This window comes from Marinimicrobium koreense (assembly GCF_003762925.1).
Classification (GTDB): Bacteria; Pseudomonadota; Gammaproteobacteria; order Pseudomonadales; family Cellvibrionaceae; genus Marinimicrobium; species Marinimicrobium koreense.
The window spans coordinates 2,673,502-2,690,399 of sequence record NZ_RJUK01000001.1 but is presented as its reverse complement, the minus strand read 5'-3'; the positions used below and the strand labels follow the sequence as shown (position 1 = coordinate 2,690,399).

Genomic DNA, 16,898 nt, shown 5'->3' with positions numbered 1-16,898 from the left:
TCATGGCTTTTTATTAGAAAATAGGCCACTGTTTCAACAGTGGCCTAGAACTAAGTAAAAAAGTTAGAAGCGCGCCCGAAGCCCCAGAGTATAGGATCGTCCCGGAGACACTATACGTTCAGGGTATCCGGTGGATACCGGATCGACACCTTCAAAAAGGTAAGTATATTGATCCAGAGTTTCGTCGGTTATATTTCTCGCGCTCCCGATGATTTTAATATGTTTGTTCACTTCATATTGAAATGTCATATCCAAACGACCATCTGGGGTCTCTTGGAAAGAGCCGCGAGCGGGACGACTGAAACCACTGTTTTTATTCCACGCAAGTCGAATTGCTAGCGGGCCTTGCTCGTAGTAAGGGATAACGTTATACACTTCGTCGCTAATGCCTCCAGCCGGAACCGGAATTATTCTTGTCCCGACGCCGGTGCTGTCCTCAACGGCATCAGTATCATTGAACGACGCGTTAGCGGTAACACCGAAGCCCATACCGAAGTAATGATTGTAAGAGAACTCTAGTCCCTGGAAGTCGAATGATGTGTCAGCATTTACTTGCCTATTAATTAGAGTTTCTACGTCAAGTGTTTCTCCAGTTGGGTTACCACTCTCATCAACTTCAATCGCAGGGGTAGTGGCATTTTGAAGCTCTCGAGTCAAAAACGCTTCGACTTTCTTGAAATAATAGCCTGCGGTCATTGAGATATCTTCACTGAGATACCACTCAAGCGATAGATCCGCTTGATCCGCGAAGAAAGGATCGAGGTCTGGTGATTTAGGTGTCAACCGTAATGACTCAGCTTGATTTGCGTCTACATTTGTATCCACTGTGGGAATCAAATCGGTTAATAGCGGTCGAGACATAGTTCGGGCGGCAGCCGTTCTCAAATACAAGTTGTCCGTCAGCTCGAACGTTAGATTAAGTGAGGGTAATACTTTGGTGTAAGAATGACTTTCAGTGTTGGACAGCAAGTCATTGCTCACTCCGCCAAAGGCGTAAGACTGCGTCTCATCATCAAATCGAGCTGTAAGGTTGTCTAGCGAAACGCTAAATCCAGAGGCTTCAACATCCGTAGATACAACACGAATACCCGCATTACCAAAATAGTTTAAGCCCGCGACTTCGCTATCAAAATTAAGTTGAGCATAGAAGGCAGCGGTGTCCTCGGATAGATCGAAGGTGTTTGGTAGGTCGAAGGAGTTCAGCTGGTCCTCAAACGAGTAACTTGCAGGCCGGTCTTGACGATCAAATTCATCGAAAGCACGTTGAATAAGTGCATCTTCATTCCATTGTGGCCAGTAGGGCGTATAATCCAGGCCGTTCGAGCCGTCGCGTGAAGGATCACCGTAGCTATTGAAGTAGCTAGAATATGGGAAATCGAAAGCCACATCAGATTCGTCTAGAGTAGGCCAGTTTCCGGACGTCGGTGGTGGACCAAAAAAGTAACGGTTTCGATCTGTTACCAGGGATAGGTCGCGCTGTTCGATTCTAACTCCTAAGTCAACAGACGAAATAAATCCCGTATTGACATTCCAATTTGCGTCAAAACTTAGTGAATTAATTTCGTCTTCCGATTCCGATTGGAACGTAAGTATATTGCGAATGCCCCATTGTTCCGGATTCTCTACGCCCTCCTCAAATCCAATAATTATATTTCCGGAGTCCGTGATATCAAATGCGCCATTTCGTGTTAGCGGAAGCCCTGGCCGGCCATCGACGCTCAACATTTGTGTGGCCAGTGTGGGGTTGTCGCGATCCTGCGTCGAGCTTGAGTGGGAGAGGTTCGCCCCCAGAGTCCAGTCTCCGATACGGTACTCGGATTTAAGCCCCAGGTTTACGGTTTCCTCGTCAATGTTGTTGGGGTTTCGAAAGTTGACAATTCTGCCCAATCCATCGGAAACCGCAGTGAGGAGCTCGAACGCGTCATCGGAGCCGGAAAGAAACTCTTTGATGGATACATCACCCTCAGTTCCTGGAGAGGGACCAAGTTCAGGAATCAGCAAGTTCTCAAAAATTAGCCGGTTATTGCGAACAAATGTGGTTTGTTCTACGTAAGCTGCGTCAAAGTTCAGACTAAAATCAGCCGTTGGTTCGTATTGAACGACGGCCAAGAAGCTATTTCGCTCAACATCCTGATCTACGATATCGTAGCTAACCGCTCCGGGAGATACCTCTCGAAGACCACTGTTATCGAGGTCATTCCGTGGCGTAAGATTCTCATCAGCGTTTCCGAATGGTCCGTTATTTGGCGCCCGGAACCTAGGGTTTGACAACCGGTTCTCATAGACAGGCGTGTCTTCATCAAGTCCAGCCCAGCCGAGAGCGATACCGAGCTTGTTGTCCATTAATTGATCGATATAAGATAAGCTACCTCTCCAGCCCATACCGTCAGCGGTTTCGATGTCGTCGGCATTTTCGTTATGAAGGCCCCGCACCACGCCGACAACACTGCGACGCTTCCGATCAAGAGGTTTTACGGTTTCGAGCTGAACCGTTCCGGCAACGCCGCCCTCGATCATCTTTGCTTCAGGACTTTTGGCCACTGTAACTCGATTAAGAAGCTCCGATGGCAATCGGCCCATCGCAACGCGACGCGTGCCCGGAGCGGTGGTTGTCAAGATACGACCGTTGAAGGTTGTCAGCGTCAAATCAGGAGTCAGTCCTCGGATTGTCGCAAATTCAGCACGGCCATTGTTTGTAGTGTAGTTAACCCCGGGAATACGGCTGATGGCGTCAGCGATGGATACATCTGGCATTTGGCCGATATCCTCAGCGGTAATGCCGTCTACAATGTTAGTCGCCCGCCGCTTGATGTCTACAGCGCCCTCAATAGAAGAGCGGACGCCGGAGACAATAATTTCCTCAAGCACCGCTTCCTCTTGGGCTAGCGAGGGGTAGGCTGCGCCAGCCGACGCAGCGCCAAGTGCGATGGCTTGCGCAAGGCGTTTGGGGGACAAGTTAGTCGCTTTGGTAGTCATAGTGCTAATTCACCCATTGTTATTTGTTAGTGAGTCTTTCTTCATATGAGGCGCATGATCGGCAGGTAGAACTTGCGCCCTTATCTATTAAAGACGCGTAAGTCCGAAAAAACCGAACTGGATGTGTTGGTTGTGATTACTCGAAGGCGTGTTTTAGCCTAATGTCCAGAAAATGCCAAGTTTTAGCTTAATTGCGGTACAGGCTGAAATTTATTTGGTTAACAGGGGAGATTAGGAACTATTATGAAACCAAATGTATTATAAAAATACATTATAAAGTAATGTAAATCTCATTATTTCAATTCGGCTTATGCTTTTCTACACGTCTTTTCTTCATGAAGTAAGAGTAAAGATACTAGGCGGCTGTAGAAAAGACTCCGAAGCTACTTGCTAGATGAGGGACTATTCCAGTCGATCCAATAATGTCAAATAAGAGGATGTGTTAAATGTTTGCGACTAGTCGATTTTTAACAGATGTACTGTGGGTGGCCCTTACAGTTTCCTGCTTGGCTATTTTACCTGCGAAGGCTGATAAGGCAATGGGTGTAAATGTAAACGGTCTGGGAGTCCAACTTTCCGATCTTAGTGAAAACGGCATGCTGCAGCGCTCAGGAACAGTATGGGTGAGGATGTTTGTCGATATGTCGAATCTACGCGGAAAGAGTCAGGCGGAAGTCGATGCTGACCCGAGCATTACTAACTTCAGGGCACTGCACAACGCGGGATATAAAACGATTCTCAATTTGAAGTGGGCTACTAATGGACGCGATTTTCCTGGTCCTGGAACGCAGGGACGACTAGACGATTTTGATATTATGCGTAAAGTCATACGGGGTGCAGGAGCAGGAAATATTGACATTGTCGTTGTTGGCAATGAGCCTTTCCGTGAAACTGATCTGACATTTAGGGATGGAGATATGACGGATTGGTATGAAAGAATGGCGATTGAAATCAATAACTTCAAAAATAATAACAATTATGCATATGATATCTACATGGGATCCTTCAACAATGTCCACAAAACGTCTGAAAGAACAGCGGTGTTCAATGATTTGATGCAGTTTGCAAAGGACAAAAGCTGGATTTCAGGTGTAGACCTTCACATGCATCACAATCTGATTGAAGAGTGGAGTGATGCATTAAATTTCACGTTGGGTGAGATTCGTAGTAATCAAGGTATTATAATAACAGAGTTTTCGTTGATGCGTTGGTATAAAAGTAATAATGGAAACTCGCTTTCAAGCTCTTACGCTAACCAATACTATCCTGGAGGTACAAACAAGAAAGTTTGGGAGGAGTTGGTAACGTTGCAGAATATACAAAGTACGTCGCGTTGGTTGGACTTTAATGCAATGCATAATTTTACTAATTCGCGTAGACACTACTTGAGAAATGTCCACAGAGATTATTTTAGCGTAAATAGTAATAAAATTCGAGTTGCCACTTTTGCGTTGCGTCAGAATTCGTTTCCAAACTATTCGAGCAACTCGGATGCATGGATATACAATGGGTTGTTCTGCTTCAGTACTTGTAATTCAGAGGACGAAGGATTTCAGTGGCTAGATGATTTTAGAGACCTTCCCAAGCAGTAGCGTAATGTTTTGAGTCGAGGTGGCTTCAAGGATGTCTGCCTCGACCGTATAACCCATTCGAAATGGGCTGAATGTTACAAATTTCTAGGTACCATGTGAATGTTCTCTATGACCGGAGAACAACACTAGGATACAATTCGGTTAAAACAATGGCGAGTATAAACTATATGAAACGTATCACATATCCCATTATTACTTTCGGTCTATCGGCATTGCTATGTGCATGCCAAGGGGTAGAGACGCACGAGAGTGAGCTTTCGGCCGATGAGCCTTCCCGCTATGGGGAGGTAAATGTAGAAGATCCCGTATTACAAATCCCAGATTCTGTAGAGCCCTTATTTGATCATTGGCTCAGGGATACATACGTTAACCTAGGAAACGACGGCTACTACTATATGACCGGAACGGTAGGGATGCCGGGTAGGTTAACGGCCTATGATCGCAGTCCAGGAATTAAGCTGTGGCGCTCTAAAGATTTAAAAGACTGGGAGTCGATGGGCGTTGTATGGGATTTCGATAAGCATGGAACTTGGCAGAAAGAGTACTTCTATGCTGACGATAATCGTACTGTGGATCTCAATGGTAACCCAATAAGCAGCAAGCGTCGTACTCTCTGGGCGCCGGAAATTCACTATATTGAAAGTCAGAAAAATTACTTTATTGTCGCAACTATTCCTGAAAATCCTAACGGAAAAGGGAGCTTTATTCTACGTAGTAAGACAGGAGAAGCGGCGGGACCCTATGAAAACGTAGAAGGAAATAGTGATGGCCCAATCTTTCCTCGAATTGATGGAAGCTTGTTCGAGGATGATGATGGCACTGTGTATTTCGTGGGACACAATCATGAAATTGCACGAATGAAAGAAGATATGAGTGGGTTGGCTGAGCCTATGCGAAAGTTGGATGAAAAGGAGTATGGCAGAAAGCCCTACATTGAGGGGGCTTACATTTTCAAGGCAAAGGGAAAGTATCATCTCGTCCAAGCAATTTGGAGCTTTCGTATGCCTGATGGAAGCTATGCCTATGATCCGGGCGAGCCCAATGATCCGACTCGCGTTTACGAAGACCGAAAGGATTGGGCTGCCAATCGTTACAGCTACGACGTGGTGATATCAACGGCCGATAATGTTTACGGACCTTACGGTGATAGATACACATCCGTTATTGGGGCCGGTCACAATAATTTATTCAAGGATAAGGAAGGGAATTGGTGGGCAACCATGTTTGGAAATCCCCGTGGAGATCTTTTGGAGCGGAAGTTTCTTACTCGTCCGGCAATTATTCCAATGCGTATGGTTGGTGAAAGATTCTACCCTGACTTTTCTAGAACCTTGAGGTAGTAAACAATAACAAAGCTGTGTTTTATGTCGCTGCGCTTAACTTGTTTAAGTTGTGCGCAGCGATCAAAGTTGGTGGTAAAAATAGCTATAGAAGTTTGTCAAAACTATTTCAATGTTCACTACATCGAGTAGAAATCCAAAAATATTAACGTTTTGAATGATATAAAATAGCTTCTAGGAGCGTTGAATGGCGAAAATAATATGTGGTTTGTATATTATCTTGGTATTTACCTACGTTTCTTTCGTGGCCAACGCTTCAACGGAAAGTCTTGATAAAAAGCCAAATATTGTCGTTATACTTTTAGATGATATGGGATTCTCCGATATAAGTAGCTATGGAGGGGAGATCCCAACTCCCAATATAGATAAATTGGCTAGCAACGGTGTCAAATTGAGTCAGTTCTATAATACGGCTCGTTGCAGTCCGACGCGGGCGTCTTTGCTAACAGGGATGTACCCGCATAAAGCAGGAATGGGCTATTTGGCAGGATTCGAGCGTCAAGGATCGAGGGGGACGCTTGGCTACCTTCATGATCGAGCCGTTACGGCCGCCGATGTACTGTCTGATGCCGGTTACTTTACGGCGATGACCGGTAAGTGGCATTTAGGACATAATGAAACGCCCCCGCATAAACGTGGCTTTCAGGCTTCGCTGGCTTTACCCGCTGGTGGCGTTTATTTCCCGGATCAGGCTTCTTTTAAAAAAGGACAAAAGGTTGTTTCCCCCATTTTTTTAAATGGTAAGAAGCTGCAACTGGACGATAATCGGGTATCAGACGAATACTGGTACGGAACTGATCTATGGACAGACTGGGGAATTAAGTTTATCCAGGAAGCCGAGGCTACTAACAAACCGTTCTTCTTATATCTGTCTCACGTTGCTCCGCATTTTCCGGTAATGGCACCACAGGAGACCATAGAGAAATACCGAGGCCGCTACATGAAAGGCTGGGAAGTTCTTCGTCGGGAGCGTTATCAGCGCCAGATTGAGCTTGGATTATTGGATGAAAACTGGCTTTTGCCCGAGATGTCACCGGACGTTCCGGATTGGGACAGCCTAAGCCGCGAGGATAAGATTCGCTACGACCATATAATGGCGGTTTATGCAGCCGCTATGGAACATGTGGATGCGAGTGTTGGGCGATTGACGCAATACTTGAAGGAACAAGGGCAACTCGACAATACATTAATCCTGTTTTTGTCAGATAATGGCGGTTCTGCGGAAAGTGGCCCTAACGGTATGTCGCTGGGGAGTCCATTGGGAGGCCCCACGTCGAGAGTGTTCGTCGGACAGAGCTGGGCGGAGCTGCAAAACACACCATTCAAGCTTTACAAGCACTTCTCTACTGAAGGTGGCATCGCAACGCCTTTTATTGCTCACTGGCCAACTGGTATTTCAAAGCGTCCGGAAAAAGAGTTCCTGGACACGCCCGCCCATGTTATAGACATACTTCCCACCTTAATCGACGTTAGCGATGCTACATATCCGGCACGGTACAGGGATACTGACATACTACCCATGAACGGAGTAAGCCTAGTTCCCCTATTTGAAGGGAAGAGGCTAAGCCGACCAGAGCCAATTTTCTTTGAACACGAGGGTAACCGTGCGGTGCGTGACGGGAGATGGAAGCTAGTTTCTCGACTGTTGGGTTCTTGGCGTTTGTATGATATGGATGCAGACCGCACCGAGACTGTCGACCTTTTCCAAAAACACCCCGATATTGCCCAATCAATGATATTACAGTATGAAAAGTGGGCGCAGCGCGATTTTGTTGACCAATGGATAGGGAAGCGCCGCCCTGACTCGGGAGGACTTTGGAGCGTGAAGGAGCGCCTTTATGAGCACAAGCCGGGTTTAATCATTCCCACCCGAGACAACGAGGAATAAGCGCTACGGAGACGGGTTTCGTTCCACACCTCAATTCCACCGTGGTCTTGGGGGAGACGGTCGCGAAAGTGCTAGTGGTTTGGTCGATCGGTCATGCCCTAGCGCCACGGAACCCAAGCTCTGTTGGAGCCATACCCTTCGATCGGAAACATACCTATGTTTAAGAGATTCAAAGAATTTTCGCTGGTTTTCATTATTGGGCTGACATCTTGCGTCAGCCAGGAGGGCGCAAAAGAAACTACTACGGGAGTTCGGAGCGATTCTGGTCAGGTGGCGGAAGAGAACGATGCGCCCATCCTGACGGCTAATCCGTTCTACTGGACACCAGAGCATATCGACAATCAAAAAGTCATGATACTTGATGGAACCATCGAGAAGTATCAAGGAAAGTATCTTCTCACGGGGTATCCCTCAAACGGAAATGGCTATTTTTCCAAGGATCTGCGTTATTGGAGCGAGCCTTACGAGCTTATTTCATCCTCTGAGTCCACTCTGCCTGAGTGGGTATCAGACCCGGCTTTTGAAAACAATGATCAATATGTAGGTTCTCGATACAAGGCGTACGGGGCAGGTGACGTCGTTTTCCACAACGGTGTCTTCTTTCACGTCTTCAATGGTGTTGGTCTCATACATGGTAAGCCCGAAACTATCTATGATGAACCTGAATTCTTCCACAGCTTACCGGAGCATCCTTACGGGCGTGGCATTGATCCACAGTTCTTCGTTGCTCATGACGGAACATTACTCTACATTCGCAAAGTTCAACCATTTGAGTTCCCCCGAGCTGAGGGTATCGGCGAAGCATGGTTTTGGAAAGTGGGTGATTCATTTCTTAACGCACCATACAAGCCGGGGGAGATTGACGCCACCCACGGCCACGAAGTCCTGTCCGGTGAAAAAGGTCGCTGGGAGGCCTTCAACAAATTCAATTTTGAAGGGCCTGAAATGTATTACCGAAATGGGCAGTATTACTTGCTCTTCGTCGGGAACCACTTTAGTCCGCGAACCGGTCTGTACGATACCGGCGTCGCGCAAAACGCCGATTACAAAACGATGAGTAACGCCGATAAATATCCGGGTAAGCTTCTGACTAGGAACCTCGAACGTCTATTGCTCAAATACACGCCTATCCTTCCCACTTCGGAGCATGGCGCACAAGAATACCGATTAACGTTCTCTAAGCCGGATTCCAACTGGGACAATCCCGCCTATGACGATAGTAATTGGACGCTAGCGGAAGGTGGTTTCGGGTATCCGGAGATAGAGCAGAGCACCGTAATTCCCAGTATCGTCAACAATTATGAAAAGAATAATGGAAAGAAATGGGGGCACGAGGAGGGGCCGGCGGCTATCTGGCTACGGCGCTCTTTCAATCTAGACACAGTTCCAGAGCGAATTATTTTACGTCACCATTTCGAAGCTCTCGGAACACTGTCGGTAAATGGGCATGTACTCATTGATCGCCGTAATGACAATTCCCCTGAACGTGGTTTCCAGAATACTGAGATTCCACAACACATGCTGCGAAAAGGAGAAAATGTTGTGGCCGTCGCAGCGCGTACCATGGATGAGAAGAAATTCCATCAGGTGGATTTTGGGGTTTATGATACCAACGGAGAGCCCTATGAGCCTGACATTGTCATTCCTTCCCAGCCCAATATATTAAAAGGGTTAAACGGCTTCGAAACCTGGGTTGTATACAAGGCGCTATGGAATAATGACAATGGACAAGGAAAGGATCGCATCTATTTTTGGGACGATGAAATGGTTACTGAAGGCCCTACAGCAAAAAGCTCGCCGGTTAAACCTCTGGAATCGTCTGCGCCTTCACTGACCCTGGATTTTAACAATACCGACAAATCGAAAATGGAAGCCCGAAGAACAATAGGTTTTTCGAAGAATGGTGAGCTCTCGATGTCTGGAGAGAGCGCCAAACACATCCTGTTCAGTACTTCCCCTATTGCTAACGGTTACGTTGAATCTCATGTGCAGTTCGCTGGCGTGGGACAAGATGATTTGGCGCAGGCTTCTGAAGCCAGTCGGACTGGTTTAGAGATGTTGGCCGGTATCATCGCTTGGTATCAGGATGATGATAGCTGGGTAGAGGTTTTACTCGACAGGGTAAATGATTCTGTCGTCGTTGTAGATCGATTAGAAGGGATTGAGAAACGCACGACGTACGCGCTACCAGATTCGTTCGCTTTTCTTGATGACGATTCACGAATAGCAAATTTCAAGGAACCTTTTCACCCACTTAGAGTGTATCGAAACGGAAATAGTCTATTCGCCGAAGTTGGCCACTACAAGGTCAATAATGACCAGCCGATTTTTATCGACGACCGCATTGACTCCGCTGGAAGAATGGGGCTTGTTTCCCGCACGGATACAGATGTGCTGATGGACAATGTCTCCATGACTCGTGGATTCGAAGAAAATGACGCCTACATTAACGGCTGGGATAAGACCTGGAGCGTGACAGAGACAGGTTTAAAGCCGCCGACCGATGGAAGACAAATTTCTATCAAAGGTGATGGCTTGTTGAACTACGAGTTTTCAGTGAACGCCTCTAGCAGTACTTTACCATCCAGGGGTTATGCAGGAGTAGTGGTGCATTGGGTCGATGAAAAAAACTACATGTTGGCTCGGACTAACTTTAGAGAGGAAACGCACGAGTTGGTTCACGTGAAAGATGGCAAGTCGACTGTTATTACGGAATCCTCAGCGTATCGCGACGTAACTTATGGGCACAGTAACCACAAGGGCGATACGCAAACGCAGTACGAGTATGACTTACGTGCAGAGTCTCGATTATCCATGGCGCGGATCCTTTGGCACTCCGGTTTCAATAATTATTTGTCGGTCACGTACCGGCTACCGAATGTAGAGTCTGAAAATTTTGGAATTGAGTACTTCGATGGAGGCCAGTGGACAGTTGCACCAGTAGCGTACGATTTCAATGGCCGAGGCCGCTTCCATGACGCAACGTTCAATGCCGATGTTACAGCGGATAGGGTTCGTCTCAATGTGCCGGAGGGAGAAAACCGTCCGTTCAGCTTTGTTGTGCGTGAGGAAGTCAGTGCTCAGAACTTCTATCGCGTTGCGAAAGAGGGAGGGCGTGTCATGGTTTGGGTCAATAATGAACTACAGTTTGATGTTGTCGACCCTCTTGCCGGAGAGCCTGGCCGTGTAGGGCTTTATGCCGAAAATGTCGATCTCGAATTTGACTCTATAACTCATTTTGAGCGTGTTCGATTTTAGAGCCAAACTTAAAATTAAGCCCGGTTGGTAGTGGCCGGGCTTAAAAATATCTGCTTAGTGTTTAAACCCCGCTCGCCATGATGTCACCTCCTTAGTTAGACGCTCAGTAATACTTGGATGCTGCCCTGAAACTTCATTTTTTTCATGTGGATCGGTTGCAATATTGTAAAGTTCTACCCCCGTACCGTCCGGATTTACCAGCAGTTTCCACTGGTTGTCACGAATAGCCAGTTTTGGGCTTCGGTCCGATGCTAGATGAGATCTAGGGTGTGCGTCTGGATCACCAGTGCTGCCAAATTCCCAGAATATTGGCTTTGGCCGATGACGAATGGGGGCCTCTGTCCAGCTAGGAAGCAGGTTATGCCCGTCAGACTGAGGTGGAGGTTCGCCCAAAAGTGCAGCGACGGTCGGCAAGAAATCAACCGCAGTGATTAAAGTGGTGTCGTCCTGTCGACCCGCTATGATCTTTTCTGGCCACTGCACCAGAAGCGGCATACGAATACCGCCTTCATACAGGCTCCACTTCCGTCCACGCAAACCAGCCGTACTGCCAGGCGGTATTTCTCCATTCTGGTAGTATTGCTTTTTGCTTTCTGGGCCATTATCGCTGGTTAGAATTATCAAGGTATTGTTGGCCAGACCTTGGTTTTCTATATGGCTAAAGAGGCGCCCAAGCTGCTTGTCCATGTTGACGAGAATAGCATTGAATTTCCTTTGATTGATCGATAGCCCATTATCTTCGATTCTGGATAACATGGCATCTGAGGGCATGTTAGGAGTGTGGACATCATTGAGCCATAGTTGGACGTAAAAGGGTTGGGATTTTTTCCGGTTAATGAAATCAATAGTTTTATCAAAATAAATCTCAGTTGTTTCATGCTTTGGTCGCCAGTCAATGTTGCCTTGGGCAAGCTCCGAACTGCGCTCCGAAAGCCTGTTTTGATGATCTGAGAATAATAATCTATTGCCTAATCCTTCGAACGATACATAGGATTCATCGAAACCATAGTCAGTGGGCAGCGGCGCATCTCCGACATCGCGCCCACCACCCATATGCCATTTCCCGATATGAGCAGTGGCATATCCAGCTCGCTTCGTTAAATCTGCTAGAGTGAACGCGTCTTCCGGCAAGTAGTGAGCCATGCCCCTACGGTGGTTATGATCCTTGGTGTTGATAAAGGAGTGTATTTTGTATCGAGACGGGTGTTGACCAGTAAAGAAAGCAACTCTGGAGGGGGAGCAAATGGGAGAAGCTACATAGAAGTTGCGCTGTAATAAGCCGTTAGCGGCCAGCTGGTCGATATTGGGTGTCTCGACTTGTTTGTTCCCTGTAAGACTTAAGTCACCGAAGCCCATGTCATCAACTAAAATGAATAGTATATTCGGCTTTTGATTGGTGGTAGCTGTGTAGCTGCCACATCCGACTATTGCTGGTAGAACAACAATCAAAAGGCTGCACCGCAGATAAAGCTTTAATTTTTCCAAAGTATAATTTCCTGTACTAACGTGATGTAATCGGCGCCAGTTGGGTTCCCAGCTATAACGTTCAGTTTTCATTAAACTCTCTGGAGCTAGGCTCCGAATTTTGAAGGGGACAGCCAATCAGCCAGCAGTCGATGAGCCTAATAGGTTGACCGGTAACGATAACCCTATCCCGACTTTCGTGCATAAATTGATTTAGTTCGTTCCTGAGTGTTAATAGAGCATCAACATGATCGGGGTCTTGTGCTAGATTATTTTGTTCGTGAGGATCTAGCTTAAGGTCATACAGCTCCTCTGCCGGTCGTGCGAGGTAGGCACCCACGATCGCCGCAGAATGAGGGTCGTGTTTCGCACGCTTCTCCCATTCTGGCCAATGCTTGTTGTGGTCCATATGCACATTTTTGGTTAAATGATTGGTGTAGAGAAACTCCGGGTGCATATTTCGTATGTACTTAAATCGCTCCTGCACCACGGCCCGCATTGGATAGCTGTTGGCGGCGTTAGGACCAACACCGTCCCCTGTATGGGTAGTGAAAACCTTTTCTCTATGATCTTTTTTGCCATGGCGAAGAACATTGGCAAAACTTGTTCCGTCGATGTCGACTTTTAGAGTGCCACCGGCCAGCTCTGTCAGTGTCGGGAAAATATCAATCCAGCTTACCAGAGCTTGAGTATCGCTTCCGGCGGGTACTTTTTCAGGCCACTTGAGAACCAAGGGTACTCGTGTTCCGGCCTCGTAGAGGTTCCACTTGGCGAAGGGCCACTGTGCACCATGGTCCGACGTGAAAGCGACAATGCTGTTTTTTCCTGAATATTGCTCAAACAACGTTTTGGTCTGACCAAATAGCTCATCCATTGTTCTGACGTCCTCCAAGTACTGAGACCAGCTTATTCGGGTTTTCGGGGTATCTATTGACTTAATGGGTAGCGTAACGTCCTTAGGATCGAAAGAGGATTTCCTGGGCCAAGGAACATGTGGTGGGTTGGACCCCACCAGCAGTAGCAAAGGACGGTTTGGGTCGCGTTTCTTGAGGAAAGTTGCAATCTCTTGGATGTCGATACTGTCGGCCCCGTAGTGTTCGACCCCGTGATCCCACGGGTCTTGTCCCTTTTTGCCGTGGCGGATTTTGCCAAAGGCAGCTATTTCGTATCCAAGATCCTGGAATCCCGTCAGTATATGCTTGACGCCCTCAAGGCGGGTTTTATCGTGGTTAGCTTCAATTCCGTTGCGCTGTGATCGCAATCCGGTGAATAGCGCCGCTCGGCTTGGAGCGCAAGTAGGGCTGTTGACGTAAGCGCGTTCAAATACCATGCCTTCGGAGGCAAGTTGTTTGATGTTTGGCGTTTTTGCATCCGGCGAATTGGCAATCTCTGTGTCTAAGTAGCCGAGATCGTCAGCGATGAAGAGTAAGATGTTGGGGCTCTCCTGCGCCTTAGCGTGGAAACACAGAAAAACGAGAGATAACAGGGCAATTGTTTTCATAAAAGCACTCAGTTTTTATAAGGGTGGCTTCACTTAGAAAAGGACGGATTTAAAGTGAGAATCCGAACTAGTTTCTAATGCACAGGATGGAAAATGAGTTGGGTGCCAATTGGAGTGACGTTGGGCGTTTCGAAGAGGTAGCCGAGCCCGCGGTGTTCAACTTCGGCTAGGGAGGACCTAGGAAACTTCGCACCGATGCCATCGCTTAACTACTGCACAAAGTTTTGTCGGCCAAGCGAGGCTGCTAAGCATATCGTCGATGGTCGTTGAGCGAAATCGACGGGCTACGCCTTTTTACAATTGAGGGGCGCGGAGTCTATTGACGGGGTCAGTTCTTCGCCCGATTGATTCGCAGCACAAAACTGAGATTGCGCACCCGACGCATGATATTGGCCAGATGGATGCGGTTGTGTACGCCAATACAGAGGTTGATGACGCTGTTGTGCGCGTCCCGTTCGTTCACCTTGATGTGCTCAATGGAGCCGCCCTGCTCGGTCACCCGGGTGGCCAGGGTGGCGATGATGCCCCGCTCGGACTCCACTTCCACCCGCACATCCACCAGGAACTCGCCGGTGACCGTGGGCGCCCAATTGACGTAGCTGATTTTCTCCGGCTTGTGGCGCAGCTCGGTGATGTTGCGACAGGTGTCCTGGTGGACCACCAGGCCCTTGCCCGAGCTGATGTGACCGATAATCGGGTCGCCCGGAATCGGGCGGCAACAGCGGGCGAAGGTGATCATCATGCCTTCGGCGGAATCAATGGTTAGCGGTGAGTAGATGCTGCCGCTGGGGGGATTGACGTCGGCGTCCGGCTGCAGCAGTTTGGCTACCGCCTGCGCGACCCGGTTGCCCAGACCAATGTCTTCGAGCAGGTCCTCCATGGACTTCATCTGGGTGGCGGTGAGCAACTGCTTTTCCTGCTCTTCGCTCAGTTGATCCAGCTTCAGGCCGACATCCGCCAACGAGCGGCTCAGCAGCCGCTTGCCCAGAGCGACCGACTGGTGATGGCGCTGGTGCTTGAGGAAGTGGCGGATGGCACTGCGGGCCTTGCCGGACACGGCGAAATTGAGCCAATTGGGGTTGGGCTGGGCGCCTTGTGAGGTAATGATGTTGACCTTCTGGCCGCTCTGCAGGGGCTGAGACAGGGGTGCCAGGCGGCCATTGATCCGGCAGGCCACGCAGTTGTGGCCGATGTCGGTGTGGACCGCGTAGGCGAAGTCAATCGGCGTGGCCCCGTGGGGCAGCTCGACAATGCGTCCTTTTGGTGTGAACACGTAGACTTCGTCGGGGAACAGGTCGATTTTGACGTTCTCGATGAACTCCAACGAGTCCCCGGCCCGGCGCTGCATTTCCAGTAGGCCCTGAACCCATTGGCGGGCCCGGCTGTGGCTGATGCTTTCATCGCCGCTGTTCTTGTACAGGAAGTGGGCGGCGATGCCGTTGTTGGCCATCTCGTCCATTTCCTTGGTGCGGATCTGCACTTCGATCGGGACGCCATGCATGCCCAGCAGCACGGTGTGCAGGGACTGGTAACCGTTGGCCTTGGGAATGGCGATATAGTCCTTGAACTCCCCGGCTACCGGTTTATACAGGTTGTGAATGACCCCCAGTACCCGGTAGCAGGTGTCCACGCTGTCCACGATGATGCGGAAGGCGTAGACGTCCATGATTTCCTTGAAGTACTTCTTTTTCTGCCGCATTTTTTCGTAAATGCTGTACAGGTGCTTCTCCCGGCCGATCACGATTGCAATCAGGCCCTCCCGCTCCAGCCGCTTTTCAATGGCGGTCTGAATCTGCTCGACCAGTTCCTTGCGGTTACCCCGGGCGGTTTTCAGGGCCGCCTGCAAGCGGCTGGCCCGCAGCGGGTGCATGGCGTAGAAGCCCCGGTCCTCGAACTCGAGGCGGATGTCATTCATGCCCAGGCGGTGGGCGATAGGGGCGTAGATTTCCAGGGTTTCCTTGGCGATGCGGCGTTTCTTGTGGGGCGGCATGGCGCCCAGGGTGCGCATGTTGTGCAGTCGGTCGGCCAGTTTGACCAGAATGACCCGCAGGTCGTTGGCCATGGCCAGAGCCATTTTCTGGAAGTTTTCGGCCTGCTTCTCGGCGTGGGATTCAAACTCGATCTGGGTCAGCTTGCTTACCCCGTCCACCAGCTCGGCCACGGTATCGCCGAACTGCTTGGCGATGGCCTTTTTGCTGATGCCGGTGTCTTCGATTACGTCGTGCAGCATGGCGGCCATCAGGCTCTGATGGTCCATGTGCATGTTGGCGAGGATGTCGGCGACGGCCAAGGGGTGGGTAATGTACGCTTCGCCGCTACGGCGCTTTTGTCCGTCGTGGGCTTGTTCCGCGTAAAAGTAGGCCCGCTTCACCAAATTGATTTGGCTGTACTCGAGGTAAGATGAAAGCCTGTGACTCAAGGCTTCGATCGTCTGCAAGGCCTTACTCCAAACGAGGCCGGGGGCGGACCCGGCCGGGTATTAAATGGCGAGGCGCTTACTCGTTGCCGGGCTGGGCCTCAGTTTCCTGAATGTGTTCGGCGCTGGGTGCCTCCTGGCGAATCGGCTCATCAGCCTCCAGCAGGATGCTGGCGTCGACAAAACCTTCCTCGATTTCGCGCAGCGCGATGACGGTGGGCTTGTCGTTTTCTTCCGGAACGTGCGGGTCTTTACCGCCCACGGCGAGCTGGCGGGCGCGCTTGGCGCTGACCATCACCAGTTCGAAACGGTTGTCGACGTGATCCAAGCAATCTTCAACGGTAATACGTGCCATAGTGTCTCGTACTCACAGTATTGAAATGGCGTCGGTATCCTGGACCTTCAAGGGGTCCGGGTGCCGGCGCCGGGAAATTCGGGAATCGGACCGGATATTGTACACAAT

Annotated in this window: 9 protein-coding genes; 4 read left to right on the top strand and 5 right to left on the bottom strand. The window is 49.1% G+C overall.

The features are described 5' to 3' along the window. Positions 1 to 63: 63 nt before the first annotated feature. On the bottom strand, positions 64 to 2,976 hold the full coding sequence (locus tag EDC38_RS11660; protein ID WP_123638653.1) for a TonB-dependent receptor: 2,913 nt from the start codon (positions 2,974 to 2,976) through the stop codon (positions 64 to 66). Between the two features lie 446 nt (positions 2,977 to 3,422). Here EDC38_RS11660 and EDC38_RS11655 point away from each other — a divergent pair, with 446 nt between their 5' ends. The 4 genes from EDC38_RS11655 to EDC38_RS11640 all read left to right on the top strand — a co-directional run bounded on the left by EDC38_RS11655 (position 3,423) and on the right by EDC38_RS11640 (position 11,054). Then, positions 3,423 to 4,568 carry a hypothetical protein gene (locus EDC38_RS11655; protein ID WP_123638652.1) on the top strand — a complete coding sequence of 382 codons (1,146 nt, stop codon included), beginning with the start codon at positions 3,423 to 3,425 and terminating at the stop codon, positions 4,566 to 4,568. A gap of 167 nt (positions 4,569 to 4,735) precedes the next feature. Beyond that, positions 4,736 to 5,908, top strand: coding sequence for a family 43 glycosylhydrolase (locus EDC38_RS11650; RefSeq protein ID WP_170162905.1), 1,173 nt, complete (start codon positions 4,736 to 4,738; stop codon positions 5,906 to 5,908). A gap of 187 nt (positions 5,909 to 6,095) precedes the next feature. After that, entirely contained in the window at positions 6,096 to 7,796 is a 1,701-nt protein-coding gene (locus EDC38_RS11645) for an arylsulfatase (RefSeq protein ID WP_123638650.1), read from the top strand. 156 nt (positions 7,797 to 7,952) lie between these two features. After that, positions 7,953 to 11,054, top strand: coding sequence for a glycoside hydrolase family protein (locus EDC38_RS11640; RefSeq protein ID WP_123638649.1), 3,102 nt, complete (start codon positions 7,953 to 7,955; stop codon positions 11,052 to 11,054). A gap of 54 nt (positions 11,055 to 11,108) precedes the next feature. Here the strand turns inward: EDC38_RS11640 and EDC38_RS11635 are convergent, their stop codons facing one another. The 4 genes from EDC38_RS11635 to rpoZ all read right to left on the bottom strand — a co-directional run bounded on the left by EDC38_RS11635 (position 11,109) and on the right by rpoZ (position 16,790). Then, on the bottom strand, positions 11,109 to 12,611 hold the full coding sequence (locus EDC38_RS11635) for a sulfatase-like hydrolase/transferase (protein WP_123638648.1): 1,503 nt from the start codon (positions 12,609 to 12,611) through the stop codon (positions 11,109 to 11,111). Then, a complete protein-coding gene (locus EDC38_RS11630) occupies positions 12,601 to 14,019 on the bottom strand; it encodes a sulfatase family protein (RefSeq protein ID WP_123638647.1) in 1,419 nt (472 codons plus the stop codon). The genes EDC38_RS11635 and EDC38_RS11630 overlap by 11 nt, the downstream gene beginning before the upstream one ends. A gap of 328 nt (positions 14,020 to 14,347) precedes the next feature. Beyond that, the gene (gene spoT / locus EDC38_RS11625) at positions 14,348 to 16,456 is read right to left on the bottom strand and encodes a bifunctional GTP diphosphokinase/guanosine-3',5'-bis pyrophosphate 3'-pyrophosphohydrolase (protein WP_123638646.1); all 2,109 of its coding nucleotides are present in this window, start codon (positions 16,454 to 16,456) and stop codon (positions 14,348 to 14,350) included. 58 nt (positions 16,457 to 16,514) lie between these two features. Further along, on the bottom strand, positions 16,515 to 16,790 hold the full coding sequence (rpoZ, locus tag EDC38_RS11620; protein WP_024461656.1) for a DNA-directed RNA polymerase subunit omega: 276 nt from the start codon (positions 16,788 to 16,790) through the stop codon (positions 16,515 to 16,517). Positions 16,791 to 16,898: the final 108 nt, after the last annotated feature.